Here is a 26361-nt window from a genome sequence, read left to right on the forward strand (position 1 = left end):
GAGGCTAGACCGGCTCGCCGCGGTTCACCCGGGGGCGTGGTGCGCGCATCTTGCGTAATTGCGATGCGCGGCTGGCCGCGTACCAGCCGAGTTTGAAGCCGCCCTCGTCGCTGGTCGGGAAGCGTTCGGAGACGCGCTTGTTCACGAGTCTGCCGACGAAAACCCCGTCGACGATCATGACGATCATCAAGACCAGCATCGCCGGGGTCATCCACATCTGCACCTGCACAGACGGCACCGCGAACATGGTGAAGATCAGGAACAGCGCCAGAGGCATGAACAGCCCCAGCACATTGCGGCGTGAATCGACGATGTCGCGGGCGAACGCGCGCACGGGCCCCTTGTCGCGTGGCAACAGGTACGCCTCATCGCCGGCCATCATCTTCTCGCGGCTGTCGGACATCCTGGCGCGCCGCTCTGCGTTCTCGACCTTGCGCTCGGCCCGCGACAGTTTCGGCCCGCGCAGGGACTTGCGACGCTGCCGGGCCTCGGCACTGGTCAAGGGTGCCGGGGCCACAGGTCCACGACGCTTGCCGGCATCCCGCTTCGGGGTGGGGCGGCCCTTTCCGGCCTGCGCCGGCGATGTGATGTCCGTCTCACCGGCAGGTGATGAGGACTCGTCGGCGGCGCCGTTTTCGGATGTGGATTTCTTTCGGCCGAGCAGATTCACACGCCCAGATTATCCTGCGCGAATGAGTCAGATTCTGGTGGCGCCCGACAGCTTCGGAGACACGCTCACCGCCACGGAGGCGGCGACTGCCATCGCGGAGGGCTGGGGAAGGACTCGCCCCGGCGACATCGTCGTCCTCAGCCCCCAATCAGACGGGGGACCCGGGTTCGTCGACGTGCTGGCCGCGCAGCTGGTCACGGCGCACCGGCACGCGCTGCGAATACGCGGCCCTCTGGATGAGGACGTCAACGCCGAGTGGCTGCTCGACGGCACGACCGCTTACATCGAATGCGCGCAGGCCTGCGGGCTGCCGCTGCTCAAACGTGCGCCGTCGGTCGATACCGCCTGGCGTGCGCACAGCACCGGGGTCGGGCAGCTGATCGCGGCGGCGCTCGATGGCGGAGCCACCCGAATCGTGGTCGGTCTTGGCGGCAGCAGCAGCACGGATGGGGGTGCGGGGCTCGTCGCGGGCATTGGCGGGCTCATTGTGGCTCAGCGGCGTCTGGCCACAACGGAATTGGTGGTCGCCAGCGACGTCGAGCATCCGCTGCTGGGCCCGCGTGGTGCGGCCGCGGTGTTCGGTCCGCAGAAGGGCGCAGACCCGGACACTGTCAGACGCCTGGAGGCGCGGCTGGCCGGGTGGGTCGCAGAAATGGAGGAGCAGACCGGCCGGGGCGTGCGGGACCTCGCCGGGGCCGGGGCCGCCGGCGGGATCGGCGCGGCGCTGCTCGCGCTCGGAGCGCGTCGCGAATCGGGAGCGCGAATCGTCGCCGAACACACCGGCCTGGACGCTGCGATCGTGCGGGCGGGCCTGGTGATCACCGGCGAAGGCAAGTTCGATGACCAAACCCTGCACGGCAAGGTGGCGGGGGCGGTCGCGAGCCGCGCCGCGACCTCCGGCGTCCCGGTGTTGGTGCTGGCCGGGCAGGTTGCGCTGACGGCCGATGAATACCGGAGGGCCGGTATCGCGCGTGCTGAATCGATTGCCCAGTTCGCGGGGTCCGTGCGGCTGGCCATGGAGGATGCGGCAGGCCAGCTGGCGGGCCTGGCGGCCCAGGTCGCACGTGAGCCTGGTTTCTAGCCGTCAGCTGGCGTAGGGGCGGCAGGAGACGGTCACGTACACGGTCGCGAAAGCTGTTTCATCACTGGGGATTCCGGTGACATCTGTGGCTACGCATTGAGAAAGCGGTGCGTCCGCGACACCGTTCAACTGCACTGCATAGCCGTGTCCCTGCAGGTGCTGCACGGTGTCAGCCACGTTGCCCCCGCCGCCGATGCTGTGTGCATTCGCGGGAGGGGTTGAGGCTAAGGCCAGCAATGCCATTGCACCCGCCGTCACTGCCGCTGCGGCGGAGAGTCTATGTCGTCTAAGCGAATCCGGTTTCCTGCGTAGGTTTCTATTTCCTGGTCGATGCATACTCATCACAATACCCCCTGGGGGTATAATGATGGGTATGCATCTGATCACGCCAAATATGTTCGTAAATAAGAAGATGCGGCTGAGCTATTGATTCGTGGCGGCACAATCTACAGGGGGTATCCACCCTGCGGTGCCGGAATTCCGTTGGAGCTCACGTCGTATCGGCGAGAGTTTACGTCGCTGAAGAAGGTCCCGGAGACACGCAGTCGGCCCGAAACCGTCGCCGCTACCAGAATTGGGTGCCGCACAAGCCGTTCGACTTGAATGGCAACGTTCACCACGGTGAGCTGATCGGTCTTGTCCAGTCCGTTGGCTGCCGCGCTGACGCGGGCCACGTGATGGTCGTGATAGGCGGCCAGGGTTTCGCGCGCATAGTCGAGCCACCGGGCGATGGGACTGGTGGGGATGTCGATCGATTCGGACATGAGAGTTTTCATCACGCCGCAGTTCGAGTGCCCACACACCACAATCGAGCGCACCTGCAGCCGGTTGACCGCGAAGTCGAGGGCGGCGTCGACAGAGGCGTCGGCGGGGTCTGTAGGCACCACGTTCCCCATATTGCGAACGGTGAACAACTGGCCTGTGATGCGGGTGTTGGCGGTATTGGGCAGGGCCGGCCAGTCCGAGCAGGCCAAATACAGCGTGTCCGGAAGCGCGGTGTCGTGTGAGTCGAAGAACGAGGTCATGCCGGGTAGCCCCAATCGGGAAGCGGCGCAGGCGCACGCGGATGCGCATGTGCCGGCCAGGTGGACAAACTCATGGATGTGGGCGGCGGTGGTATGCCGCGGCCAGCAGGTGGGCGGCCGTGAATGGCTGCCGGGGGGCGGGTCAAAGATCAGGGCTGTGCGATCAGCGCCGGCTGATGCACAGATCGGTCAGCAACACACGTCCTGACCGAGGTGAGGCGGCTGTCCGGACCCGTAATGGAGGGCCGCGAGAGATTCCAGAGAACGGCGGCACAGCAAGGGCGGCGGCAGCTATTGTCGCGAACAATGCCATGAGTGGTCGCAGCTGATGTTCGCCTCGCAATGCTGCGGCGAGTCCATCAACTCCCTGGCAGAGGCCCTTGCGCAAGGCGTTGTCGGCGTACGCGTGATCGGCTGCCGCGCTGAGGTCCGATGCCGGTGCGGTGGCGGTTGGCGCGACCAGGCTCAGATGATGAGCCGCCAGAGGGGACGGACGCTTGTCGCCCGGTATGCAGTGCAGCACGGTCGGCAGCAGGATGCCTACCCCGAGGAGTAACGCCACCAGTGCGAGTCGGCCGCGACCTTGCGCGCGAATCGCCATGGCTGCAGGGTATCACACTGATACAGTACCCCCTATGGGTATAATATGGCGCTTGACGTGCGAGGATGCGTCTGTGGTGTTCTAGGATTGTTCGGTGGCTCTCTTTCGCGGCGTGCGAGATGAGTCGCCGCTGTACGGCGCGCGGGTTCTGCGGGCGCTCCACGCGTGTGCTAGATGCCACCCGGCTAGGGCATAGATGTAGGAATACCCCTAGACGAGGTACCGTTGAGATCACAAGACGTTCATTACCTGGACGTCCGCCCGAGAGCTTCGACGCAGGGGAGATCCCACGATGACTGTCCAAGACGAATCGACTGCCACCTCCACCGAGGAAACTCATGGTGCCGTCTTGACCGACGCTGCCGCCGCCAAGGCCAAGGCGCTGCTGGATCAGGAAGGCCGCGACGATCTGTCGCTGCGCATCGCGGTCCAGCCCGGTGGTTGCGCGGGCCTGCGATACCAATTGTTCTTCGATGACCGCACCCTGGACGGCGACCTGGTCACCGAGTTCGACGGTGTGAAGCTCACCGTGGACCGGATGAGTGCCCCGTACATCCAGGGCGCCTCGATCGACTTCGTCGACACCATCGAGAAGCAGGGCTTCACGATCGACAACCCGAACGCCACCGGCTCCTGCGCCTGCGGCGACTCGTTCAACTGATCAGAACGCGTTCGAGCCGCGCATGTACGCGGAGCACACGTAGATCTTGCCGTCGTTGATCAATAGTTCTGCCTGCCCCTGAGGGGCGTCCTTACGCTTCTGGCTGGTCGCGGTGAACAGCACCTTGAGCTGGTACTCGGAGAAGTAGACGATCTTGTCGATCGACTTCACGGTGGCCGTCCCGAAGGTGTTCACGAACTGTTGAGCATTGGCGCGCACAATCGTGTCGTCGGTGTCCTTGTCGCGCACCGCGTCGTACAGGCCGCAGCCGGCATTGCGGGCCAGCGTCACGATATCGAGCTTGGCCATCGCATCCAGGTAGCCCTGGATGGTCTGTTCGATCTTCGCCTCGCTGGGCCGGTGGGACACGCCGGAATTCTTGGTCAGAAAGCCGAGCAGCAGCGCCAGCACCACCAATGCCGCCACCACCGCGGCCGGGGCGAGCCAGCCGGGCACCTTGCGCTTGCGGTCGGGGTAGTCGACCGGGGGAGGCATAGGCGGTAAACCAGGGTAGGGCACCGTCGAATAACCTGGTTCCGCCATTGACTCTCCTGAAATTTCGTTTCCCCAGATCTCACTCCCCGACAATCCAGGCTAGCAATCGGCCACAACCCCGGAACAGTTACGTTAGGTAAGCTTCTGTGGTTGTCCGTCGACTACCCAAGCCCGCCCGAATCCTACGAAGGGTCTCACGCGTGTCCATCATCGTCACCGGATCCATTGCAACCGACCACCTCATGAACTTCCCCGGCAAGTTCTCCGAGCAGCTCTTGGTCGAGCACCTGCAGAAGGTGTCCCTCAGCTTCCTGGTGGACGATCTGGAAATCCGTCGTGGAGGCGTCGCGGGGAACATCGCGTTCGCCGTCGGCGTGCTCGGTGGCAAGCCCGCGCTGGTCGGCGCCGTGGGTGCGGACTTCAACGAGTACCGGTCCTGGCTCGAGGGCCACGGCGTCAACTGCGACGGCGTGCTGATCTCCCAGACCGCGCACACCGCGCGTTTCGTGTGCACGACAGATCAGGACATGGCTCAAATCGCGTCCTTCTATCCGGGTGCGATGTCCGAAGCCCGTGACATCTCGCTGGCAGATGTCGTATCGACTACCGGGACACCGGAATTGGTGATCATTGGAGCCAACGACCCCGATGCCATGTTCCGGCACACCGAGGAATGCCGCAGCCTGGGATTGCCGTTCGCGGCCGACCCGTCGCAGCAGTTGGCCCGGCTCTCCGGTGAGCAGGCCCGCGAACTCGTCGGCGGTGCCACCTACCTGTTCACCAACGACTACGAGTGGGATCTGTTGCTCTCCAAGACAGGGTGGACCGAGGCGGACGTGCGTGAGCGTGTCGAGCTGCGGATCACCACCCTGGGTCCCAACGGCGTCGAGATCGTGGAGAAGGACGGCACCTCCCTCAAGGTGGGTGTGGTCCCGGAGAAGGGGCAGGTCGACCCGACCGGTGTCGGCGACGCGTGGCGTGCCGGATTCCTCACCGCCCGTAGTGCCGGCCTGAGCCTGGAGCGTTCGGCACAGCTGGGATCGCTGGTGGCCACCCTGGTGCTGGAGACAGTGGGAACTCAGGAATGGCTGTGGGAGCGTGACGAGGCGCTGGCCCGCCTTGCCGACGCGTACGGCCCGGACGCCGCCGACGAGATCGGTGCAGCTCTTTAGAGCTGCACCGGGTACTGCGGCTCCTGGATGTTCGGCCGCACCGACTGCTCGACGAAGATCGCATGCCACAGCATGAAGATCAGCACCGTCCACAGCCTGCGGCTGTGATCGGCGGCGCCGGCGGCGTGCTCGGTGAGCATCCGGCCGACAGCGGGCACGTCGATCAAGTGCCCGGCTTGCGTGGTCGCCAGCATCTCGCGGGCCCAGTCGTGTAGCAGTCCGTCGACGAACCAGTGCCGGATGGGTACCGGGAAACCGAGCTTGGTCCGGTGCAGAACATGCGCCGGCACAATGGGTTCCAGTGCCCTGCGGAGGGCGTACTTCGTGGTTTCGCGGGTGATCTTCTCTCGGTAGGGCAGCTGCGAGGCCACCTTGAACACCTCGGGATCAAGGAACGGCACCCGCAGCTCGAGCGAGTTCGCCATCGTCATCTTGTCGGCCTTGACCAGAATGTCTCCGCGCAGCCAGGTGAAAAGGTCCACATACTGCATGCGTGCCACCGGATCCCAGCCCGCGCACCGCTCGTAGAGCTCAGCCGTGACGTCCTGATGTCCCCATTCCGGGCGATAGTGGGGGAGCACCGCGCGCAGTTGTTCGTCATCGAAGCTGCGGGCGTTTCCGTAGTAGCGCTGTTCCAGCGTCATCGAGCCGCGGTTAAGCAGACTCTTGCCGCGCACCCCGTCCGGGATGGCGGCCGAGAGTCGTGCCGCCCCACGTCGCAACGCGCCGGGAAGGTATTCGAAAGGCTTGAGCGACAAGGGTTCCCGGTAGATCGTGTATCCACCGAAGAGCTCGTCGGCGCCCTCGCCGGAGAGCACTACCTTGACGTGTTTACGGGCCTCTTTGGCCACGAAGTACAGCGGTACCAGGGATGGATCCGCCACCGGATCGTCCAGATACCAGACGATCTCGGGCAGCGCGGAAACGAACTCCTCCTGGCTGACCACCTTCACGACGTGCCGGGCACCGATCGCCTCGGCAGACTCGACCGCCACATCGACTTCGGAATAGCCTTGCCGCTCAAAGCCAGTCGTGAACGTAATGAGCTTCGGATTGTGCCGGATCGCCAGCGCGGCGATGGCCGTGGAGTCGATACCTCCGGACAGGAACGAACCCACCGTGACATCGGCCCGCATGTGCTTGGCCACCGAATCGGAAAGCACCTCGGTGATCTCGTCGTACCGGGACTGACGGGTCGCGCGGGTGAACGGCGTGACGGCGAACCGGGCCGGGAAGTAGCGCGTGACGCGTGGCTCCTGGCCGGGGGTGATGCGCGCGTACGAACCGGATTCCAGGCGGCGGATCTCGGTGTGCAGGCTCTCGGGCTCCGGAACGTACTGCAGCGTTGTGTAGTGCTGCAGCGCCCGCAGGTCCAGTTCGGTCCCGATGCCCAACTGCTCCACCAGATCCAGCAGGCATTTCTTCTCGCTGCCCAGCGCGGTGCCGCCCAGGCCTGTCGCCATGAACAGCGGCTTTATGCCGAAAGGATCTCGCGCGCAGAACAACTCACGTTCGACCGTGTCCCAGATCGCGAAGGCGAACATGCCGCGCAGCCGGTGCAGCGCATCCGGGCCCCAGAAGTGGTACGCCGCCAGAATCGCCTCGCCGTCGCCCTCGGTGGCGAATGCGGCGCCGTGCTCGGCCCGCAGCGTCTCCCTGAGTTCCAGGTAGTTGTAAATCTCGCCGTTGAAGACCAGCACGTATCGGTCGGGGGTGTCTGCCGGTCCCCAGCGCAACGGCTGATGCGAATGCGCGATGTCGATGATCGAGAGCCGGTTGAAACCGAAGAGCACGTTTTCCTCGTGCCAGATTCCCGGCTCATCGGGGCCGCGATGACGCATATGCACCATCGCCGCATCCACCGCAGGGCTATGAGATTCGAGCGAAGACCCGGGCGGGCCCAGCCACGCCACCAGTCCACACACGCGGCCAAGTATGCAACATCGCGCGACCTGTCCCAGGACCTAGGTCCCCACACCGGCCCCGTCGCTGCCCTGATGCGACCGCGTGGTCTACGCTGCGTAGTATTCGATTGCTGCCACTGGTCAGCGATGGATTCTGTACCGAAACAGGAGGCTTAAAACGTGACGTCACGGTCCGGCTCACGGCCGTCCCTGCTGGCCACTGTGGTGCTGTTGGGCGCGGCGAGCTTCCTGCTCAGCGGTTGTAGCGTCCAAGAAGTGCTGCGGTTCGGGTGGCCCGAGGGAATCACCCCCGAAGCCCACGACTACATGGCTCCCCTGTGGACCTGGGCAGTCGTGGCCTCGCTGGTCGTCGGCGTCATCGTGTGGGCACTGACGTTCTGGACCGTCGCGTTCCACCGGCACAAGCCGGGCGACACCGAGTTCCCGCGCCAGTTCGGCTACAACCTGCCGCTGGAGCTCATCTTGACGGTGGTGCCCTTCCTGATCATCGCGGTGCTCTTCTACTTCACCGTCGTGGTGCAGAACAAGGTCATGCACAAGGACCCGAACCCCGAGGTCGTCGTGGACGTGACCGCCTTCCAGTGGAACTGGAAGTTCGGCTACCAGAAGGTCGCGTTCAAGGACGGCAGCCTCAACTACGAAGGCGCCGACCCGGAACGCAAGAAGGCCATGACCTCCAAGCCCGAGGGCAAGGATGCGCACGGCAACGAGCTCGTCGGCCCGGTGCGCGGCCTGAACCGTGAGGACCGCACCTACCTGAACTTCGACAAGATCGAGACCGTCGGAACCTCCTCGGAGATCCCGGTGCTGGTGCTGCCCAGCGGCAAGAGCGTCGAGTTCCAGCTGGCCTCGGCCGACGTCATCCACTCGTTCCGGGTGGTCCCGTTCCTGTTCACGCGCGACGTGATGCCCGAGCCCAAGGCCAACAACTCCGACAACGTCTTCCAGGTCAGCAAGATCCTGAAGGAAGGCGCGTTCGTGGGTCGCTGCGTCGAGATGTGCGGCACCTACCACTCGATGATGGCCTTCGAGCTGCGTGTGGTGAGCCCCAACGACTTCAAGTTCTACCTGGAAGCGCGCAAGGCGGGTAAGACCAACGCCGAGGCGCTGGCATCGATCGGGCAGTCGCCGGTCTCGATTACCACCAGGCCGTTCGACGGCCGCCGCGGAGAGCTCGCGCCGGCGGACAACAACGCGGCGAAGAACTAGGCAGCGGGAAAGGTAGGAGCGCAGCATGCATATCGAAGCCCGACTCTTCGAGATCCTCACCGGATTCTTCGCCCTGGCCACTGTGGTCTACGCGGTGCTGACAGCCCTCTACGCCAATGGTGGTGTGGAATGGGCGGGGACCACCGCCATGGTGATGACCACGGGTCTGTCCTTGATCATCTCGACCTTCTTCCGCTTCGTGGCCCGGCGCCTGGACACCCGGCCCGAGGACTACGAAGACGCCGAGGTCGCCGACGGCGCCGGCGAGCTGGGCTTCTACAGCCCGCACAGCTGGTGGCCCATCATGATCGCGCTTGCCGCCGCCACCACCGCCGTGGGTGTGGCGCTATGGCTGCCGTGGCTGCTTGCCGCCGGTGCGGTGTTTGTTCTCAGCGCGGTCGCCGGTCTGGTCTTCGAGTACCACGTGGGCCCGGAGAAGCACTAGCTCATCGCGCGTTTCACCCCCTTCTCGCCGCCGCGCTCGTACTTTGCGGCGGGACTCCCGTGACTGGTGTGACATCTCCGTGTGCACTGTCACGTTTTCGATAACAATCCGGTGGTCAGTTTGGTTTTTACGGCCGTCGGGTTTCGTCGCCCCGGATTGCTTTGGCTATCGTTGCCATGGCCCCTCAGGCAGGTGGCCCGCCGGGGAGCGGGAAGTGACGAAAAGGAACTTGTGTAGATGAGTGGGACGGACAACCCAGGGTCGGGGACTCCCGGGGAAGTTCCGGATCTGGACGGTCCGAACGCGGATGGCGCAGCTGCTGACTCTTCCGGACCGGATTCCGCCGCGTTTCATTCACAGGCGTATTCGGCGCCCGAATCCGAGCAATTCACCAGTCCGTACGTGCCGTACGACGAGTACGACACCCAGCTGGTCGACGGTGAGGAGCCGCCTCCGCCGCGGTGGCCCTGGGTCGTCGGGGTGGCGGCGATCATTGCCGCCATCACCTTGGTGGCATCCGTCGCGTTGCTGGTGGCCGGACGATCGGACGAGACTACCGGTGCCGCCAAGAGCACCTCGGTCACGCCGACTCCGAGCACCACGCCGTGGAACGAGATCATCACCACCACGACGGAACCTCCGCCTCCACCACCTCCGCCGCCAACCACTGAACCGCCGCCACCTCCGCCTCCGCCGGTGGTGACCGAGACCGTGACGGTGGAACCTCCGGTTCCGGTGCCTCCGCCTCCGCCGCCGGTGACGACGCATGAGGCACCGCCGCCGGTGACGACCACCACGCCGCCGCCTCCTCCACCGCCGACGACTACGACCCCGGCTGGGCCCCGGCAGATCACGTACTCGGTGACGGGTTCGAAGGCCCCGCTGGATCGCATCTCGATCACGTGGACCGACGGCTCCGGGCGCACCCGGGTAAACCCGAACGTCTACATCCCGTGGTCGATCACCGTCACCCCGATCTCGAACTCGGAGATCGGTTCGGTGTCGGCGAGCAGCTTCCTGCGCCTGAGCCAGCTCAATTGCACGATCACCACCAGCGACGGCCAGGTTCTGTCCGCCAACAACAACAATTCGGCGCAGGCAACCTGCTGATGCCAGCGGGTCGATTGGCCAAGCCACTGGAGGCACTTGCCGGTCCGGTGCGTCGATCCTCTCCGGAGGCCGTCGACCGGATGCTCATTGGGCTGTGCGCCGTCATCTGGCTGGCATTCGTCGGGATGTTGGTCGGCGCCATCGTTGTGATGACCGGACTGGGGGAGGGCGCGCCGGGATCGGCTGGGCCGTCGCTGGGGATCTACATCGTCATCGGGGTATCGCTGGCCGTCATCATCGGTGCCGTGCCGCTGCTACTGCGCGCCCGTAAGACGGCGGCTCAGCGCACGACGCGTGGCCCGTCAAAGGCCGTACCTAAATCCAAGGGTGCCAATGCTTCCGGGGCCGGCAGTGTGCCGTCGGGCCCGCCTCCCGCGGAGGCCTCGACCGAGAAGCTCAAGACATTCGGCGGACTGGCGGACCACACGAGCCATGTTCCGAAGGATTACACCGGGCCGGGGTCACCGGCCTATCGGGCGGCCGCCGAGGCGGCATCGAAATCAGTGGTGGTCGATCGGCTGTGGCTGCGCGCCACCGTAGGGATCGCCGGTGCGATCGGTCTGGCGCTGCTGGCGGTGGTCACCGGCGCCTATCTGCTGGCAGTGGACAGCGACACCGCGGCCATCGTCGCGTTCGTGTTCGGCGGGGTGATCACCTGCGCGATGGGTGCGATTCCGTGGGTGACCCTCAAGAAGCTGCGTGAGCTCGGTGCGCCAGGGTCTTAATCTGCGATCCCTGCGCGGGCAACGACTTTCGTGATGGTGGCGCGCACCAGCGATTCCTCCGGAACCGCGTTGCGACGGCCGAAATCCTCGGCCAGCTCGGCTCCCATGTAGCGTCCGCCGATCCTGGTCGCCCATTCGCGCATCTCATCGAGATCACTGGTCAGTCGCGCTTCGGCTGTGAACTGGACGTAGGAGTAGGGCGGGCGCTGGTCGTCGACGGCCAGCGAGATGCGCGGATCCCGTCGAATGGCCTTGCCTTTCAATGTTTCCGTGCCCGTCGTGAAGATCAGCTCATCGCCGCCGGATCCCTCATGGAGCAGAAACCAGACCGGTGTCACGATGGGCGCACCGTTGGCCCGCACCAGCCCCAGCATCCCGGTGCGGGTGCCCTCGGTGGCGAAGGCCCACCATTGCTCGCGAGTCATCTCGTGCATACGGCTAGGGTAAAGCAGTGGGGCCCCGCACACTTTTTCGTGTGCGGGGCCCCACTGTCGAACTGACTTCTAGTGGCCGTGACCGTTTGTTGCCGGCTCGCCGTCCTGGTACTCCTTCAGAGCGAGCAGCGACTTGTGGTGCGCCTCGTGTTCGGCTTGCACCAGTGCGGCTTGTTCGTCGGCGGGGTCGGCGAACAGGAACGAGCCGGTGCCGGGTGCGCCGGCCGATCCGAGCTTGTTCATGCGCTGTGGCACTGCGGCGCCCTGGTATTCCAGCGGGATGGCGTGGCCGTGCTCGTCGACACCGGCCAGCGGCTGGTGCAGCTCGATGTATTCACCGTGCGGCAGTCGCTTGATGATGCCGGTCTCGATGCCGTGTTCGAGTACTGCGCGGTCACTGCGTTGCAGGCCGATGGCCCAGCGGTAAGCCAGGTAGTACACGACGATTGGCAAGATGACCATGCCGATACGGCCGATCCACGTCGTCGCGTTCAGCGAGATATGGAACTTCAACGCGATGATGTCGTTCATCGCGGCCAGCGTCAGGATCATGTAGAACGAGATCGCCGCCGCGCCGATGGCGGTGCGGACCGGAGCGTCACGCGGACGCTGCAGCAGGTTGTGATGCGCATCGTCGCCGGTCAGCTTCTTCTCGATGAATGGGTACATGGTCAGCAGACCGAACACCACACCCATGATGATCGCGACCGCGAACACCGCGGGCACGGTGTGCCCGAAGATGTACAGCTCCCATGCGGGCCACAGACGGGCCAGGCCCTCTGTCCATTGCATGTAGAAGTCGGGCTGGCTGCCCGCCGAGACCTGCGAGGGCTTGTAGGGGCCCAGCAACCAGATGGGGTTGATCTGCAGCAGGCCACTCATCAGCGCCAGGATGGCGGTGGTGAAGGCGAAGAACGCTCCACCCTTGAGTGCGAACACCGGCAGGATGCGCACGCCGACGACATTGGTTTCCTTGGCGCCCGGTCCGGGGAACTGCGTGTGCTTCTGGTACCACACCAGCGCCAGGTGAACGGCGATGAGCGCCAGGATGATCGCGGGGATCAACAGGATGTGCAGCGCGTACATGCGCGGGATCCAGATGTTGCCGGGGAAGTCGCCGCCGAACAGCGCCCAGTGCATCCAGGTGCCGACGACCGGGATGCCCAAGGTGATCGAGGACATCGCGGCGCGCAGACCGATACCGGAGAGCAGGTCGTCGGGCAGCGAGTAGCCGAAGTAGCCCTCGAACATCGCCAGAATCAGCAGCAGCGAGCCGATGACCCAGTTGGCCTCGCGGGGGCGGCGGAATGCGCCCGTGAAGAAGATGCGGGCCAGGTGCACCATGATCGAGGCCGCGAACATCAGCGCCGCCCAGTGGTGGATCTGTCGCACGAAGAGGCCGCCGCGCACCTCGAAGCTGATGTTCAGCGCGGTCTCGTACGCCTTGGACATCTGCACACCGCGCAGCGGCTGGTAGACGCCGTTGTAGGTGACCTCGGCCATCGACGGGTCGAAGAACAGGGTCAGGTACACACCCGAGAGCAGCAGGATGATGAAGCTGTACAGCGCGATCTCACCGAGCATGAACGACCAGTGCGTGGGGAAGACCTTGTTGATCTGCCGCTTCATTCCGGCGGCGAGGTGATACCGAGAGTCCATCGCCTCGCCCTGGGCGGCGGCGATCTTGCCTAGACGTGACGGCTTTTGGGCTGTGTCACTCATGATTTGCGCTCCCAGAATGCGGGTCCGACGGGTTCAACGAAGTCGCCATTGGCGACGAGGTATCCGTCCTTGTCGACGGTGATGGGCAGCTGTGCCAGCGCACGGGCGGCCGGCCCGAAGATGGGCTTGGCGAAGTGCAGTGCGTCGAACTGCGACTGGTGGCACGGGCACAGGATGCGGTAGGTCTGCTGCTCGAAAAGTGATGTGGGGCAACCCAGGTGCGAGCAGATCTTGGTGTACGCGAACAGGTCGCCGTAGTTGAAGCTTTCCTGTCCCTTGCGCTTGATCACCTTGCCCATGTCGCTGGGCCGCACCCGGATGATCATCACCGGGTTACGCACGCCCATGGCGATATGCGACAGCTTCTCGTGCGATTCGACGGTGGTGCCGTCGCCATCGGACTCGCGCCACGGGAACACGGTCTCCATGCCACCGGCGTCGATGTCCTCGGGCCGGATCTTCAGCAGGATTTGGGAGCTGCTGCCCACGGCCCGGCCGAGGTAGATGGTTTCACCCTTGTACCGCGGGGTCCAGCCGCTGGTGAGCAGCACCGGCTGCTTGCCGTTGGCGGTCGGGACCACGGGGGCCCAGGGGTTCTTGATCAAGCCACCGATGAAGGCGACCGCGGTGCCGGCCCCCATGGCGCCGACGCCGAACCCGAGGGCCCGGATCACCATCTTGCGGCGGGGGAGTGTCGAGGTCTCCAGGGTGTCCTGCAGCTGCGCGACGATGGTCTTGCGGTCCACCTCGGACGAGCCCGGGCCGTCGTGGCGGTCCTGGATCGAGATCTCCTGGGGGACAAACTTCTTGGTGTAGAGCACCGCGCCGATACCCAGTGAGAGCACCGACAGGCCCAGGGTCAGGCCGTACAGCGGCGTCGCCAGGTTGTACATGGCGTTGCCCGGATCCCCGAACGGCTTGTACTCCCAAGGCCAGAACAGGAACACCCCGAGCAGGGCCAGACCGAACACACCACCGAGCGCGAACCACAGGGCGACTAGACGCTCGGCGCGCTTCTCGGCCTTGGTGCCCTCGACGGGCCAACGTGGTTCGCGGTAGACGATCTCGACACCGTCGAGGTTGGTGCCCAGCTTGACCAGCTCATCGCGGCTCATGGCCGCGAGCTGCTCGTCGGAGGGAATCTCTACTTTGGGATCGCCACTCACGCGCGCGCTCCAATCCACAGTGCCGCGGCAATGGCGGCGACGATGCCGATGATCCAAATGGCCATGCCCTCAGAAGCCGGCCCGAAGCCGCCCAGGCCGTAACCACCCGGGTCGGGGGTCTCGCTCGACGCCTTGACGTAGGCGACGATGTCCCGCTTCTCCTCGGGGGTCAGCTGACGGTCGGAGAACTTGGGCATGTTCTGTGGGCCGGTCAGCATGGCGGTGTAGATCTGCTGCTCATTGGCCGGGTCGAGCTCGGGGGCGAACTTGCCCGACGAGAGGGCGCCGCCGCGTCCGGTGAAGTTGTGGCAGGACGCGCAGTTCAACCGGAACAGATCGCCACCTCGAGCGATGTTGTTGCCGCGCAGCGACTCCTGAGCAATCGCGCCGTCGCCGTCGCGGATGACCTGGGGTCCGCCGCCATTGGCCTGGATGTAGGCACCGAGGGCGTCGGTCTGCTCCTCGTCGAAGATCGGGTCCTTGCGCTGGGCCTGGGCCTCGTTGCGCATCGCCGGCATACGGCCGGTGGACACCTGGAAGTAGACGGCCGCGTCACCCACGCCGATGAGGCTGGGGCCGCGGTCGGGCACACCCTGCAGGTTGGCGCCGTGACAGGTGATGCACGAGGTTTCGTACAGCTGCTTACCGGTGCGCAGCAGCGCCGACTTGTCTTCGTCGGCCACCGCGACCTGCGGGGTGGGCGTGAAGGTAGAGGCCAAGCCACCGGCAACCACCAGCGCGATCAGCAGCAGCAAACCTGCTGAGATGCGACGGCGGAACTTGCGGCGCGCGCGATTCTTGGCGGCTGTGTTGTTTACGGGCTCCACGCTCAACTGTGGGGCTCCCTTCACCGGGTTGGGCTTCGTCATGGGGCTGTCAGCGGACAAAGTAGATGGTGGCGAACAATGCGACCCACACGATGTCGACGAAGTGCCAGTAGTAGGACACGACGATCGCGGAGGTGGCCTGGGCCGGAGTGAACTTGCTCATCCGGGTGCGAATCAGGAGGTAGACGAATGCGACCAGACCGCCGATGACGTGCAGACCGTGGAAGCCGGTGGCCAGGTAGAAGGTTGAGCCATAGGCGCTGCTGGCGATGGTGGTGCCCTCGTGCACGAGGTTCATGTACTCGTAGCCCTGTCCGAGGACGAAGAAGGTGCCCATGATGAGAGTGATGACGTACCAGCGGCGCAGCCCGAAAACATCGCCGCGCTCTGCAGCGAACACACCCATCTGACAGGTGAAGGATGAGGCGACCAGCACGGCGGTCACGGGGATGGCAAGACCCAAGTTCAGCTCGGTGGGCTCCGGCGGCCAGTTGCCACCGGACTGCGCCCGGGCGGTGAAGTAGAACGCAAAGAGTCCAGCAAAGAACATCAACTCACTGGAAAGCCACACAATGGTGCCAACACTCACCATATTGGGCCGGTTCAGTGAATGAACCCGCTGGGTAATGGCGGTTCCCGCCGGCGATCCTGGGGCTGCTGCGGTCGTCACGTCGTAAGTATGACGCTTTGTAGTTGTCGAGAGCCACCCGGGTCCGACATTGATTTGTGACCGACTCCCGACAACGGGTGTGGCCTCTGATGAGAGTGGTGCCGGTGACCTGCGTCCGGCGTGTCGCGGCCCGCCTGGGAGGCATTTAGTCCTTTGTTGTCCGGATTGTCTCCATGGGACCATTTGCGGCGTGCTGGAACATTCCTGGCCCCAGGTACTGGGCGAGCTGACCAACCGTCGCGACCTGTCCGCGGGTCAAGCGGCCTGGGCCATGGACCAGATCATGACCGGCGCGGCCACCCCCGCTCAGATCGCGGCCTTCGGGGTGTCGATGCGGATGAAGCGCCCAACCTCCGATGAGGTCGGTGAGCTGGCCGACACCATGCTGTCGCACGCAATCGAATTTCCGTCGGACGGACCGGACGGCCAGATCGGCGCGAACGCCGTGGACATCGTCGGCACCGGGGGTGACGGCGCGAACACGGTGAACCTGTCCACCATGGCGTCCATTGTGGTGGCGGCGTGCGGAGTGCCGGTGGTCAAGCACGGCAACCGCGCCGCGTCCTCACTGGCCGGTGGCGCCGACACGCTGGAGACGCTGGGCGTACGTATCGATCTGGGGCCCGAAGCGGTGATGCGCAGCGTTGCCGAGGTGGGGATCGGCTTCTGCTTCGCGCCACATTTTCATCCGTCCTACAGGTATGCCTCCGTGGTGCGTCGCGAGATCGGTGTCCCCACGGTGTTCAATTTGCTTGGCCCGCTGACGAACCCGGCCCGTCCGCGGGCGGGCCTGATCGGCTGCGCGTTCGCCGATCTGGCGGAGGTGACGGCGGGTGTCTTCGCCGGACGTGGATCCAGCGTGCTGGTGGTGCATGGTGACGACGGGCTCGACGAGCTGACTACCACCACGACCAGCACCATCTGGCGGGTTCAGGCGGGCACGGTTGACACGCTGCGGTTCGATCCGGCGGCATTCGGTTTCGCGCGCGCCCGGCTGCAGGAGCTGGTCGGCGGTGATCCGGAGTTCAATGCCGCCGAAGTCCGGGCGGTCCTGGCCGGTGCAACGGGGGCGGTACGCGACGCGGTGGTGCTCAACGCCGCGGGCGCCATGGTTGCCCACGCCGGGCTGGCCAGCGACGCCCAATGGGTGCCTGCCTGGGAGGACGCGCTGACCCGGGTGTCCACCGCGATCGACTCCGGCGCGGCGGCCGCGCTGCTGGACAAGTGGATCGTCGTCAGCCAACGGCTCGGGGCGCAGTAGAGAGTCCGGGCCTGATCAGCTCGGCCATGCCCCAGTCGTCGCGGAGGACGGCGCTGGCCATGCGCGCGCTGCGTGCGGTCGTGGCCCAATCTCGCAGGGACCCTGAACATCCCGTGGGCTCGGCATAACCGCCGGTCGAGGACACGATGCGTACCCCGGGCTCGGCCAGCCAACGGGTGATCAGTCCGGTCTCCTCGGGCGCGGCCCCGCCGAACGGTTCGGCAGACGGCAGCACCACCTGGGCCGACGCGGATGCGGCCGCTACCACCGGCATCGGGGGGACACTGCGGCGCGCGACTGCGGCACCGGCCAGCTGACCATGTCGCATCACCGCGATCTGCCATCCGCCGTCACCGTCGGGACGCGCGGCGATCAGCTCCTCGATGCGCGCGAGGGCCTGCAGGCGGTGCTGACGGGCCAGCGCCTCGATGAGGGCGGCCGTCGCGTCACGTTGCCGCGCAGCGCTTTCATAGCGGCGCAGCGCACCGAGCTCGGCAACTCGGTCACACATGACGTGCAGCGGTTGTCCCTCGATGCCGTTGAGGACCGCCTGCGCGGTCATGAGGGCGTCCCCATATTCGGCGGCGTCCACGCCAGCGGGGGCCGGGCACGGGGAGGCGGTGTCGTGCGGGTAGGACTGGCCGTTGCAGGCGGGACCGTGTCGCCCCGTGGCCCCGATACGCGCGGCGCACGTACGCACGCCGGTGAACCGGGCCAGCGCCAGGGCGGCGGCCGTGGCGTCACCCCGGGCACGAAACGGGCCCAGCATCCGGCGCCCGTTCGTGGTCCGGACCACGGCGAAACGGGGGAATGGTTCCTCGGTGAGCACCACCCACCACCAGCGATGCGGGAATCGCGACTTCCTGTTGTACGGCGGTGCGTGGGCACCCAGCAGTCGCAGCTCGCGAACCGCGGCCTCCAGCGGGTGCGCACACGTCACGTGGTCCACCGAGGTGGCGATGGTGACCATCTCGCGCATCCGGCCACGCGGGTCCGCGCCGGTGAAGTACTGCTGCACCCGTCGGCGCAGGTTGACCGCGGTGCCCACGTACAGCACCTCGCCGGACGGCCCGCGAAACAGGTAAACGCCTGGGGCGTAAGGCATTCCATCGGCAAGTGAACGTTTGCCCCGCAAGGCGTTGGGCACTTGGGTGCGGTACCGGTGCAGCTCTGCCATGGTGTCGACGCCCTGGTTGCCCACCCGGCCGATCAAGGCATGCAGCACGTCGACGGTGGCCCGGGCGTCATCCAGGGCCCGGTGATTGGGAGTGGTCGATGCGCCGAGTAGCTGAGCCAGCGCGCCCAGGCTGACCCGTGGTGCCTCGTCGCGGGTCAGCACCCGGCGGGCCAGCCGGACCGTGCACAGCACCGTGGGCTGCGGCCAGTCGATCCCACACTGCCGCGCCGCTGCCTTGAGGAAACCGATATCGAAACCGGCGTTATGTGCGACAAGTACTGCTCCGCGTGCGAATTCGAGAAACGTCGGCAGCACCTGTTCGATGGGCGGAGCGTCCACCAGCATGGCCGAGGTGATGCCGGTCAGGCGGACGATCTGTGGCGGCAGCGATCGCTTCGGGTCGACCAAGGTGGCCAGTTCTCCGAGCACCTCGCCGCCGCGCACCTTGACCGCGCCGATCTCGGTGATCGCGTCGTTTTCCGCGCTTCCGCCGGTCGTCTCCAGGTCCACCACCACAAAGGTGGTGTCACGCAGTGCTTGTACCGACGGGGCTTGCGCCGACGACCCCGGTGAGGAGTGCACCTCATCGAAGGTCAGCTGCGTCATGACCTGACCGTATGACCCGGGACCGACATACCGGGGTCACGCCACGGGGGTACAGATCAACGCGAGCGCGTCGTTGGTGGTGTCGACGCCACGGTCGCCGATCGTCTCCTCGAGCCGGGACCGCAACACGCTGCGCGCGGCGGCATCCAGGGTGAGGTGATTGGAGTAGGTGAAGACCATGTCCAGGTACGCCTGTGTGGAGAAGTGCGGGCGGTCCAGGAAGTGCGAGTGGCGCACGTGGTAGCCCGATTTCTCGATGGTCGCCGAGACGGTGTCCTCGGTGTTGATGGAGGGGCGCTTGGTGGTGTCCATGAAATCGGCGTAGACGGTGTCCAGGTCCTGCTGGGTGGGGGAGGTGGGCACGATGCGGTTCCACACCAGTGCGAGGCGGCCTCCCGGGCGAAGCACGGTCAACACCTTCCGCAGCGCCGCGGTGGGCTCGACCCAGTGGAAGGACTGCGCGAAGAGCACGAGGTCGAATGTCCGGCCGGCCGGCTGCCAGTCCTCGAATGTGGCCACCTCGACGTCGATGCTCTTGGCGGCCGCGATCTGTGCCATGCGTGCGTCCGGTTCAACGGCCAGCACCTCGGCGCCGGCCGCTGCCAGTTGTGCAGCCGCGATCCCGGTTCCCGCTCCCACATCGAGGGCGCGGGTATGGCCACCGGACACGAGCTCGTCGATCAGAGGTTGCGGGTACCGGGGGCGGTGACGGTCATAGGCGACGGCGGAGCCCCCAAACGATTCGGCCCGGCGGCGGTCGGTATGCGCTGGTTGCGACTGTTCCGTCATACCGCAAGGGTGCCAGGCGACGCCTACTTGTCGGTGGGCGCAGTTACCGTCCGCCTGAACCCGAAAGAAACGACTGATGGGAAAGGAGGATCCATGCTTATCGATTGCGACGATTGCGCGATGCGCGGCCCGGGATGCGATGACTGCGTGGTCAGCGTGCTGCTGGGGGTGCCTCAGAGGCTTGCCGACGATGAACGTGCGGCGCTGGCTGTCCTGGCCGAGGCCGGGATGGCGCCCAAGCTGCGTCTGGTGCCGATTCAGCGCACCTACGACACGCCTGATTCGGCGAAGACGCCCGATGCCGGAGTCGCATAGGGCACACTCGAAATAGGTGCTTGATGGCCCACCCCGGGAACGGGGAGGAGAACCGACACTTACGCGACACTGACGTCGTTTCCCACTGCGGTGGACAACGTCGATGCCATTTCGTAACCTATCTGAGACCTATCGGCGCCGTAGTTCGCGGCGATTAAATTGCAGTAAAGGGATGTTGTCTTGAGTGTCGGGCGTCTTCTTCGAAATCATTCGGATCGATCGACGCCCTCATCTCTTCGGCGCACGATGCTTGCAATGACCGCTGCCGCGCTGGTCGGCGGGGTATTTGCGGGAGGTCAGGTCGCGACTGCCGACCCCAACAACGACGCCGTGAAGAAGCTCAACGAGCTGTCTCGCCAGGCTGAGGCAACCTCCGAAGCAGCTAACTCGGCGAAGATTGACCTCGACGCCAAGCTGGCGGCTCAGCGTGATGCCGAGAAGGCTGTTCTCGCCGATGAGGCCGTCGCCAAGGCTGCGCGCATGGCGGTCTCCACGTATCAAGTCGACGTCAACAAGGCGATGGTCGCCGCGTACATGGGTGGTAACACCAGCGGCTACGGTGCCGTGCTGACCTCCAACTCTCCGCAGAACCTGATCGACCAGTTGTCGGTGCAGCGCACGGTGGGAACCGAGATGCGTAGCCGGATGGACAGCTATCGCGCCGCGCAGTCCTCGGCCGATGAGGCCGAGCAGCGGTCCCGTGACGCCGTCGAGCAGGCCCGGGTGGCCGCCGAACAGGCCAAGAATGTTCGCGCCTCGCTGCAGGCCAAGCAGAGTCAGCTGCAGGTGCAGATCGCGGTCGTCAAGTCGCAGTACAACACCCTGAACCCCGGCCAGCGTGCTCAGCTGGCGGCACTGGCACCCGTGCCCCCGCCGCCTCCGGTGGAGCCCGGCCAGGCCCCGGATGCTCCCGAGCCGCTGATGCAGGCTGCGGCCGCTGCGCCCGCACCGGAAGTCGCCGTCGGTGGTGGAGGTTCGGCCGTCGGTGCGAACGCCGTAGCCGCGGCGTTGACCCGGATCGGCGCGCCCTACTCGTGGGGTGGTTCCGGACCAAACGCCTTCGACTGCTCGGGCCTGGTGATGTGGGCCTACGGGCAGCAGGGCGTATCGCTGCCGCACTCCAGCCAGGCGCTCGCCCGTGGTGGCACGCCCGTGGCGCTGAGTGATCTGCAGCCGGGTGACGTCATCAACTTCTATGGGGACGCCTCACACACCGGTATCTATGTCGGCAACGGCATGATGGTGCACGCCTCCACCTATGGTGTTCCCGTCGCAGTCGCGCCGATCACCTCCTCCGGCCCGATCTACAACGCGCGCCGCTACTGAGCCGCGGCCGTCGCGCGCGGGTGTCCGGGGGAGCACGCTGGACATCGCTGCTCACGGTGGTTCTGCTGATTCTCTGCGGTTGTCGTGCACAGTCCGCCGCGCCGGTGACCGATGTGCGTACAGCGATTCAGGCATTGCTGACGCGCTACTCCGAGGCCTTGCGCAGCGGTGATATCGCGGCACTGGACGCCGTTGTCGCTCCCGACAGATCCAGCTTTGTCGAGGCTCAACGCGGGCTGCAGAAGAACCTGTCGGGGCTGAAGACGGACAGATTCGAGTATCGGCTGGCCACCGAGGTTCCAGCCGATCCCGTTGCGCCGCATCAACAATGGACATTGGACGTGGCGCTGTTCTATGCGGTCAGCGGAGTGGACAAGGTTGCCGTCAGGCGCCCCGCCACTGTCGGAGTGCTGCACGCCAACGACACCTGGCGGATGGTCGACGCCAGCGCGGTCGCGGTTCCGTGGCAGTTCGCGCCCGCGGTCGAGACGCGGAGCAGGCTGGGGGACCGGGACGTGGTGGTGCTCGGGCATCCTGGTTCGGTGGTCGCGCCACGTCTTGCCGACGAGATCGCCGGTGCGTTGACGGCGCTGTCGGAATTCTGGGGACCGCAGTGGCAGGCGGGAGTGCTACTGGTCGCGGCAGAATCAGACGCCGAGTTCGCTGCTCTTGTCGGAGGCGAAGATACCGATGGAATAGCCGCCGCCGCCGTCGCCGATCGTGTCGAAAGCGGAGTCGCCGTGGGACAACGGGTGATATTCGCACCGGGCGCGGCGGGACTGCCACCCGATCAGTTCCGTGTGGTGCTGCGTCATGAACTCTTCCATGCCGCGGCCCGCACGGTCACCGGCGATCACGCACCCCTCTGGTTGGTGGAGGGGGTGGCCGATTACAACGGGCGCCGCGGCAGCGGTACCCCCTTCCGGAACGCGGCGCCCACATTGGCCAGTGCCCTTGCCGTGGGACGGATTCCGGATCATCTGCCCACTGACGAAGAAATCGAGAGTCCGGGAACTAAACGCACACAGGCATACGAGGAGGCTTGGTCGGTGGCGCAGTATGTGGCCGAAACCTTCGGTGAACCCAAGCTGGTACAGCTGTACCGGTATGGGGCCGGTATCTCGCCGAGTGCGCAGGGTGTGGCCATCCAGCAGGCGTTGGGCGTCGATGAGGCGACACTGGTACGGCAGTGGCAGAGCTGGCTCGGCTCTCGTCTACTACGGTAGGCGTCGTGACATTTCAGCCTGGCGGCCGACGGCATCGGATCCTGTTGGTCACCAACGATTTTCCGCCCAGGCCCGGGGGTATTCAGTCCTACCTGCAAGAGTTGGTGACCCACCTGGCCGGATCGCATGAGGTGACCGTGTACGCGCCGCGGTGGAAAGGATGCGAGCGATACGATGCCGCGGCCGACTATCAGGTGGTGCGGCACCCGACCTCGTTGATGCTTCCGAGCCCTGGTGTCCGCCAGCGCATGGTGGACCTCATCAGATCGCAGCACTCCGACGTGGTGTGGTTCGGCGCGGCCGCGCCGTTGGCGCTGTTGTCGTCGGCCGCCAAGGCGGCGGGAGCCGCCGTCACGGCCGCCAGCACGCACGGGCACGAGGTCGGCTGGTCGATGCTCCCGGTGGCACGGTCCGCCTTGCGGCAGATCGGCGAGAGCACCGACGTGATCACCTACGTCAGCCGCTATACACGCGGACGCTTCGCGGCGGCCTTCGGTCCGCGCGCCGCACTGGAACATCTGCCCGCCGGAGTCGACACCAATAGATTCCGTCCTGACCCGATGGCACGCGAGGAGCTGCGACGCCGCTACGGGCTCGGCGAGCGGCCGACCATCGTGTGCGTCTCCCGGCTCGTTCCGCGCAAGGGCCAAGACATGCTCATCGAGGCGCTGCCGGCGATCCGGGAACGTGTCGACGGCGCGGCGCTGGTGATCGTGGGTGGTGGTCCGTACACGGAACCGTTGCGGGCGTTGGCTAGTCGAGTCGGTGTCGATGAGCATGTGGTGTTCACCGGTGGTGTGCCATGGGAGGAGCTACCCGCTCATCACGCGATGGGCGATGTCTTCGCGATGCCCTGCCGTACCCGTGGAGCGGGGCTCGACGTGGAGGGGCTGGGGATAGTGTTTCTGGAGGCGTCGGCCTGCGGAGTCCCGGTGGTCGCCGGAAACTCAGGGGGTGCACCGGAAACCGTGCGTGACGGTGAGACGGGGCTTGTCGTTGATGGCAGATCGCTACCCGCGATCACGGACGCGATCGTCCAGATCCTGTCCGATCCGGTGCGGGCCGCAGCTATGGGGGAGGCGGGGCGTTCCTGGGTGACCGATCACTGGCGCTGGGATCATCATGCCGCCCGGTTCGCCGAGTTGGTCAGCGGCTCTGCATAAGCTTGGCTGGTGGAGCCTGTCGAACATGCGCGGCACACGCGCGAGGTGTACGACCGGCTTGCGCCGGTCTGGTCAGCGACCACCGATGACGGGCCATTCAATGGACTGCTGGAGAGACCGGCGCTGAGGTCACTGGTCCCGCGCCCCCTCAAAGGCAGGGCGGTCCTGGATGTCGGATGCGGTTCGGGCGCTCAGTGCGCATGGCTTCTCGACGAGGGGGCGAACGTCACCGGGGTGGACCTGAGCCCCGTGATGATCGAGCAGGCTCGCCGCCGCTGTGGCTCGCGGGCGAACCTGTTGGTCGCTGACATGGCCGAACCCCTGCCCCTCGAGTCCCGGTCGTTTGATGGCGTGACGTGTTCGCTTGCCTTGCACTACCTGCGTGACTGGCAGGTACCGCTCGCGTCCTTCGCCAGGGTTCTGCGCCCCGGTGGCTGGGCGGTGATCTCGCTGGATCATCCCTTTGGCGCCCCGTTGCCCGATCAGAGCGACGGATACTTTCAGTGTCAGCTCGTCAGCGATACCTGGAACAAAGCGGATGTAGAGGTGACCCAATACTTTTGGAGACGTCCACTTGCGCAGGTGGTCGATGCGTTCGCTGAGGCAGGGTTCGTCGTCGAGCGCATCGTGGAACCGCAGCCATCCCGTGAGGCGATGCTGCGTTATCCCACCGCGCTACAGAACGTCGTCGACTCACCCAGCTTTATCGTCTATCGACTGCGCTACTCGGGTGACCCCGAGTAGATCGCGTCGATGTCTGCCGCGAACTTCTCGGCCACCACATTGCGCTTCACCTTGAGTGTCGGCGTCATCTCGCCGGTGGCTTCGGTGAAGTCAACCGGCAAGATCCGGAACTTCTTGATGGCTTCGGCATGGGAGACAACCTGATTGGCAGCCTTGACGGCGGTCTCGATCTCCGCGAGTAGATCGGGATCCTGGACCAGGTCGGCGACGGTGGCCTCGGCGGGCTTGCCATTGCGCTGCTTCCAGCCGTCGATGGCTTCGGGGTCGATGGTGATGAGCGCTCCGATGAACGGCTGCTTGTCGCCGACGGCCATCGCCTGACTGATCAACGGATGAGCGCGCAGCTGATCCTCCAGCACCGCGGGTGCGACGTTCTTACCGCCGGCGGTAACGATGATTTCCTTCTTGCGACCGGTGATCGTGACGAAGCCGTCCTCATCGATCGCGCCCAGGTCGCCGGTGTGGAACCAGCCATCCACGATCGACTCGCTGGTCGCGGTCGGGTTGTTCCAGTACCCGCTGAATACGACGCCACCGGACACCAGTAGTTCGCCGTCGTCGCCGAGCTTCACGGCGTTACCGGGCAATGGCCTACCGACACTGCCGATCTTGAGCCCACCGATCACGTTCACCGCGCAGGCTGCTGTCGTTTCGGTGAGCCCGTAGCCCTCGTAGATGGTCAGGCCGACGCCGCGGTAGAAGTGACCGAGTCGGGCACCCAGCGGCGCTCCACCGGAGATCGATGCCACGCATTCTCCGCCGAGCGCCGCACGCAGCTTGCCGTAGACCAGCTTGTCGAAGGCGGCGCGCTTGGCGCGCAACACGATGCCCGGCCCGCCGTTGTCCAGCGCCTGGCTGTATTCGACGGCGGTGTCGGCGGCGGCGTCGAAAATCTTTCCCTTGCCGTCGTTTTGGGCGTTCTGGCGAGCGGTGTTGTACACCTTCTCGAAGATGCGGGGGACAGAGACGATGAAGGTGGGCTTGAAGATCCCGAACGTCGGTACCAGCGTCTTGATGTCACTGGTGAATCCGACGCTTACCTTGGACTGGAAGCACGCCATCGCGATACCCCGCGCGAGTACGTGTGCCAGCGGCAGGAAGATCAGTGTCCGGCTGCCCTTCTGCAAGTAATCGGGGAAAACGGCACGCGCACCGCGGGTTTCGTACACCAGGTTGGAGTGGGTGAGCTGGCAGCCTTTGGGGCGGCCGGTGGTTCCCGAGGTGTAGATGAGTGTCGCGGGATCGCTGGCCTTGATGGCGCCGAGTCGGCCGCTGAGCTCGGCGGGGTCAACACCGGACCCAGCCTCGGCGAGCTCATCGAGAGCCGCGGGGGCAGTAGAACTGGCGATGTGAAACACGGTGCGCAGGTTGGGGAGTTCGGGTGCTAGTTCTTCGGCGATCTTGGCATGCGCATCGGTCTCCACGAACAGCGCCACCGCCGCGGAATCCTGCAACACCCACCGGACCTGATCGGCCGAGGACGTCTCGTAGATGGGAACGGTGATGGCGCCGATCGACAGCACTGCGTAGTCGATGATCGTCCACTCGTACCGTGTCGCCGAGATCAGTGCCACGCGATCACCGGGCGCCACGCCCTTGGCGATCAGGCCGTTGGCCACCGCACGGATCTGCGCGGCGGCCTCCGCGTAGGTGACGGGCGTCCACGTGTCGTCGATGAGACGGGAGAACGCCGCCTGGTTGGGGTCTTCACGCTCGTAGTCGTAGACGGCATGAACAACCGATGCGTTGTCCTCGACAGTGAATGGGGCAGGAACGCTGAACTCTCGCACCTGCTCAGACTAGTCGTGGCCTCAGG

27 protein-coding genes are annotated in these 26361 nt (G+C 65.6%); 13 read left to right on the forward strand and 14 right to left on the reverse strand.

Translation table 11 applies throughout. The features are described 5' to 3' along the window. Positions 1-4: 4 nt before the first annotated feature. Entirely contained in the window at positions 5-670 is a 666-nt protein-coding gene (locus tag HBA99_RS09810) for a DUF3043 domain-containing protein (RefSeq protein WP_070924532.1), read from the reverse strand. Positions 671-692: 22 nt separating this feature from the next. Between HBA99_RS09810 and HBA99_RS09815 the strand changes: the two genes are divergently transcribed. After that, positions 693-1751, forward strand: coding sequence for a glycerate kinase family protein (locus HBA99_RS09815; protein ID WP_070951110.1), 1059 nt, complete (start codon positions 693-695; stop codon positions 1749-1751). Positions 1752-1754: 3 nt separating this feature from the next. On the opposite strand, the gene HBA99_RS09820 is transcribed toward HBA99_RS09815, so the two are convergent. From HBA99_RS09820 to lpqS, 3 genes are all read right to left on the reverse strand, one after another. Beyond that, complete coding sequence (locus HBA99_RS09820) at positions 1755-1928, reverse strand: hypothetical protein (RefSeq protein ID WP_165615221.1); 174 nt, start codon at positions 1926-1928, stop codon at positions 1755-1757. A gap of 269 nt (positions 1929-2197) precedes the next feature. After that, on the reverse strand, positions 2198-2776 hold the full coding sequence (locus HBA99_RS09825; protein WP_070924529.1) for a carbonic anhydrase: 579 nt from the start codon (positions 2774-2776) through the stop codon (positions 2198-2200). Between the two features lie 163 nt (positions 2777-2939). Continuing rightward, the gene (lpqS, locus tag HBA99_RS09830; protein WP_070951109.1) at positions 2940-3377 is read right to left on the reverse strand and encodes a putative copper homeostasis (lipo)protein LpqS; all 438 of its coding nucleotides are present in this window, start codon (positions 3375-3377) and stop codon (positions 2940-2942) included. Positions 3378-3669: 292 nt separating this feature from the next. On the opposite strand from lpqS, the gene HBA99_RS09835 reads away from it, so the two are divergent. Next, positions 3670-4038, forward strand: a complete 369-nt coding sequence (locus HBA99_RS09835) for a HesB/IscA family protein (RefSeq protein WP_030095452.1) — start codon at positions 3670-3672, stop codon at positions 4036-4038. On the opposite strand, the gene HBA99_RS09840 is transcribed toward HBA99_RS09835, so the two are convergent. Continuing rightward, on the reverse strand, positions 4039-4581 hold the full coding sequence (locus HBA99_RS09840; protein ID WP_030095453.1) for an Rv0361 family membrane protein: 543 nt from the start codon (positions 4579-4581) through the stop codon (positions 4039-4041). Positions 4582-4733: 152 nt separating this feature from the next. Between HBA99_RS09840 and HBA99_RS09845 the strand changes: the two genes are divergently transcribed. After that, positions 4734-5705 carry a carbohydrate kinase family protein gene (locus HBA99_RS09845; protein WP_070951108.1) on the forward strand — a complete coding sequence of 324 codons (972 nt, stop codon included), beginning with the start codon at positions 4734-4736 and terminating at the stop codon, positions 5703-5705. Here the strand turns inward: HBA99_RS09845 and asnB are convergent. Continuing rightward, the gene (gene asnB, locus HBA99_RS09850; protein WP_070951107.1) at positions 5702-7630 is read right to left on the reverse strand and encodes an asparagine synthase (glutamine-hydrolyzing); all 1929 of its coding nucleotides are present in this window, start codon (positions 7628-7630) and stop codon (positions 5702-5704) included. The two genes, HBA99_RS09845 and asnB, sit on opposite strands and share 4 nt — an antisense overlap. Before the next feature lie 159 nt (positions 7631-7789). Here asnB and ctaC point away from each other — a divergent pair, with 159 nt between their 5' ends. The 4 genes from ctaC (at position 7790) to HBA99_RS09870 (ending at position 11119) form a co-directional block, all read left to right on the forward strand. Further along, positions 7790-8839, forward strand: coding sequence for an aa3-type cytochrome oxidase subunit II (gene ctaC / locus HBA99_RS09855; protein WP_044104422.1), 1050 nt, complete (start codon positions 7790-7792; stop codon positions 8837-8839). A gap of 25 nt (positions 8840-8864) precedes the next feature. After that, complete coding sequence (locus HBA99_RS09860; RefSeq protein ID WP_030095457.1) at positions 8865-9284, forward strand: cytochrome c oxidase subunit 4; 420 nt, start codon at positions 8865-8867, stop codon at positions 9282-9284. 237 nt (positions 9285-9521) lie between these two features. Further along, a complete protein-coding gene (locus tag HBA99_RS09865; RefSeq protein ID WP_030095458.1) occupies positions 9522-10394 on the forward strand; it encodes a hypothetical protein in 873 nt (290 codons plus the stop codon). Next, complete coding sequence (locus HBA99_RS09870) at positions 10394-11119, forward strand: DUF2561 family protein (RefSeq protein WP_070924527.1); 726 nt, start codon at positions 10394-10396, stop codon at positions 11117-11119. Before HBA99_RS09865 ends, HBA99_RS09870 begins: the two co-directional genes overlap by 1 nt. On the opposite strand, the gene HBA99_RS09875 is transcribed toward HBA99_RS09870, so the two are convergent. From HBA99_RS09875 to ctaE, 5 genes are all read right to left on the reverse strand, one after another. Continuing rightward, complete coding sequence (locus tag HBA99_RS09875; RefSeq protein ID WP_070924526.1) at positions 11116-11553, reverse strand: PPOX class F420-dependent oxidoreductase; 438 nt, start codon at positions 11551-11553, stop codon at positions 11116-11118. The genes HBA99_RS09870 and HBA99_RS09875 overlap by 4 nt on opposite strands. 69 nt (positions 11554-11622) lie before the next feature. After that, complete coding sequence (gene qcrB / locus HBA99_RS09880) at positions 11623-13275, reverse strand: cytochrome bc1 complex cytochrome b subunit (protein WP_057969152.1); 1653 nt, start codon at positions 13273-13275, stop codon at positions 11623-11625. Next, positions 13272-14459: a cytochrome bc1 complex Rieske iron-sulfur subunit gene (gene qcrA / locus HBA99_RS09885; protein ID WP_164514100.1), complete on the reverse strand. Its 1188-nt coding sequence runs from the start codon at positions 14457-14459 to the stop codon at positions 13272-13274. The genes qcrB and qcrA overlap by 4 nt, the downstream gene beginning before the upstream one ends. Continuing rightward, positions 14438-15310: a cytochrome bc1 complex diheme cytochrome c subunit gene (gene qcrC / locus HBA99_RS09890; protein WP_030095463.1), complete on the reverse strand. Its 873-nt coding sequence runs from the start codon at positions 15308-15310 to the stop codon at positions 14438-14440. The genes qcrA and qcrC overlap by 22 nt, the downstream gene beginning before the upstream one ends. A 7-nt stretch (positions 15311-15317) precedes the next feature. After that, on the reverse strand, positions 15318-15860 hold the full coding sequence (gene ctaE, locus HBA99_RS09895; protein WP_030095464.1) for an aa3-type cytochrome oxidase subunit III: 543 nt from the start codon (positions 15858-15860) through the stop codon (positions 15318-15320). A gap of 268 nt (positions 15861-16128) precedes the next feature. Between ctaE and trpD the strand changes: the two genes are divergently transcribed. Next, positions 16129-17199 carry an anthranilate phosphoribosyltransferase gene (trpD, locus tag HBA99_RS09900; RefSeq protein ID WP_070951106.1) on the forward strand — a complete coding sequence of 357 codons (1071 nt, stop codon included), beginning with the start codon at positions 16129-16131 and terminating at the stop codon, positions 17197-17199. Here trpD and HBA99_RS09905 read toward each other — a convergent pair. Next, positions 17174-18982, reverse strand: a complete 1809-nt coding sequence (locus HBA99_RS09905; RefSeq protein ID WP_064408551.1) for a DEDD exonuclease domain-containing protein — start codon at positions 18980-18982, stop codon at positions 17174-17176. The genes trpD and HBA99_RS09905 overlap by 26 nt on opposite strands. Before the next feature lie 36 nt (positions 18983-19018). Beyond that, a complete protein-coding gene (locus HBA99_RS09910; protein WP_070951105.1) occupies positions 19019-19771 on the reverse strand; it encodes a class I SAM-dependent methyltransferase in 753 nt (250 codons plus the stop codon). Between the two features lie 93 nt (positions 19772-19864). On the opposite strand from HBA99_RS09910, the gene HBA99_RS09915 reads away from it, so the two are divergent. The 5 genes from HBA99_RS09915 (at position 19865) to HBA99_RS09935 (ending at position 24545) form a co-directional block, all read left to right on the forward strand. Continuing rightward, a complete protein-coding gene (locus HBA99_RS09915; protein WP_064408553.1) occupies positions 19865-20086 on the forward strand; it encodes a hypothetical protein in 222 nt (73 codons plus the stop codon). A 180-nt stretch (positions 20087-20266) separates the two neighbouring features. Further along, entirely contained in the window at positions 20267-21412 is a 1146-nt protein-coding gene (gene ripC / locus HBA99_RS09920; protein ID WP_109494113.1) for a peptidoglycan hydrolase RipC, read from the forward strand. Between the two features lie 65 nt (positions 21413-21477). Then, on the forward strand, positions 21478-22638 hold the full coding sequence (locus tag HBA99_RS09925; RefSeq protein WP_070952253.1) for a hypothetical protein: 1161 nt from the start codon (positions 21478-21480) through the stop codon (positions 22636-22638). Between the two features lie 5 nt (positions 22639-22643). After that, on the forward strand, positions 22644-23801 hold the full coding sequence (locus HBA99_RS09930) for a glycosyltransferase family 4 protein (protein WP_070951103.1): 1158 nt from the start codon (positions 22644-22646) through the stop codon (positions 23799-23801). A gap of 9 nt (positions 23802-23810) precedes the next feature. Beyond that, entirely contained in the window at positions 23811-24545 is a 735-nt protein-coding gene (locus tag HBA99_RS09935; protein WP_052740201.1) for a class I SAM-dependent methyltransferase, read from the forward strand. On the opposite strand, the gene HBA99_RS09940 is transcribed toward HBA99_RS09935, so the two are convergent. Next, a complete protein-coding gene (locus tag HBA99_RS09940; protein WP_070951102.1) occupies positions 24524-26335 on the reverse strand; it encodes an AMP-dependent synthetase/ligase in 1812 nt (603 codons plus the stop codon). The genes HBA99_RS09935 and HBA99_RS09940 overlap by 22 nt on opposite strands. Positions 26336-26361 lie beyond the last annotated feature (26 nt).

It is taken from the genome of Mycobacteroides chelonae, assembly GCF_016767715.1.
Taxonomy (GTDB): Bacteria; Actinomycetota; Actinomycetes; order Mycobacteriales; family Mycobacteriaceae; genus Mycobacterium; species Mycobacterium gwanakae.

What these genes read in the sequence shown, in the direction of transcription:
- HBA99_RS09815 (WP_070951110.1), top strand. Translation starts at nt 693, where the DNA reads ATGAGTCAGATTCTGGTGGCGCCCGACAGCTTCGGAGACACGCTCACC.
- HBA99_RS09825 (WP_070924529.1), bottom strand. Translation starts at nt 2,776, where the DNA reads ATGACCTCGTTCTTCGACTCACACGACACCGCGCTTCCGGACACGCTG.
- lpqS (WP_070951109.1), bottom strand. Translation starts at nt 3,377, where the DNA reads ATGGCGATTCGCGCGCAAGGTCGCGGCCGACTCGCACTGGTGGCGTTA.
- HBA99_RS09835 (WP_030095452.1), top strand. Translation starts at nt 3,670, where the DNA reads ATGACTGTCCAAGACGAATCGACTGCCACCTCCACCGAGGAAACTCAT.
- HBA99_RS09840 (WP_030095453.1), bottom strand. Translation starts at nt 4,581, where the DNA reads ATGGCGGAACCAGGTTATTCGACGGTGCCCTACCCTGGTTTACCGCCT.
- HBA99_RS09860 (WP_030095457.1), top strand. Translation starts at nt 8,865, where the DNA reads ATGCATATCGAAGCCCGACTCTTCGAGATCCTCACCGGATTCTTCGCC.
- HBA99_RS09865 (WP_030095458.1), top strand. Translation starts at nt 9,522, where the DNA reads ATGAGTGGGACGGACAACCCAGGGTCGGGGACTCCCGGGGAAGTTCCG.
- HBA99_RS09870 (WP_070924527.1), top strand. Translation starts at nt 10,394, where the DNA reads ATGCCAGCGGGTCGATTGGCCAAGCCACTGGAGGCACTTGCCGGTCCG.
- HBA99_RS09875 (WP_070924526.1), bottom strand. Translation starts at nt 11,553, where the DNA reads ATGCACGAGATGACTCGCGAGCAATGGTGGGCCTTCGCCACCGAGGGC.
- qcrB (WP_057969152.1), bottom strand. Translation starts at nt 13,275, where the DNA reads ATGAGTGACACAGCCCAAAAGCCGTCACGTCTAGGCAAGATCGCCGCC.
- qcrC (WP_030095463.1), bottom strand. Translation starts at nt 15,310, where the DNA reads ATGACGAAGCCCAACCCGGTGAAGGGAGCCCCACAGTTGAGCGTGGAG.
- ctaE (WP_030095464.1), bottom strand. Translation starts at nt 15,860, where the DNA reads ATGGTGAGTGTTGGCACCATTGTGTGGCTTTCCAGTGAGTTGATGTTC.
- HBA99_RS09905 (WP_064408551.1), bottom strand. Translation starts at nt 18,982, where the DNA reads ATGACGCAGCTGACCTTCGATGAGGTGCACTCCTCACCGGGGTCGTCG.
- HBA99_RS09910 (WP_070951105.1), bottom strand. Translation starts at nt 19,771, where the DNA reads ATGACGGAACAGTCGCAACCAGCGCATACCGACCGCCGCCGGGCCGAA.
- HBA99_RS09915 (WP_064408553.1), top strand. Translation starts at nt 19,865, where the DNA reads ATGCTTATCGATTGCGACGATTGCGCGATGCGCGGCCCGGGATGCGAT.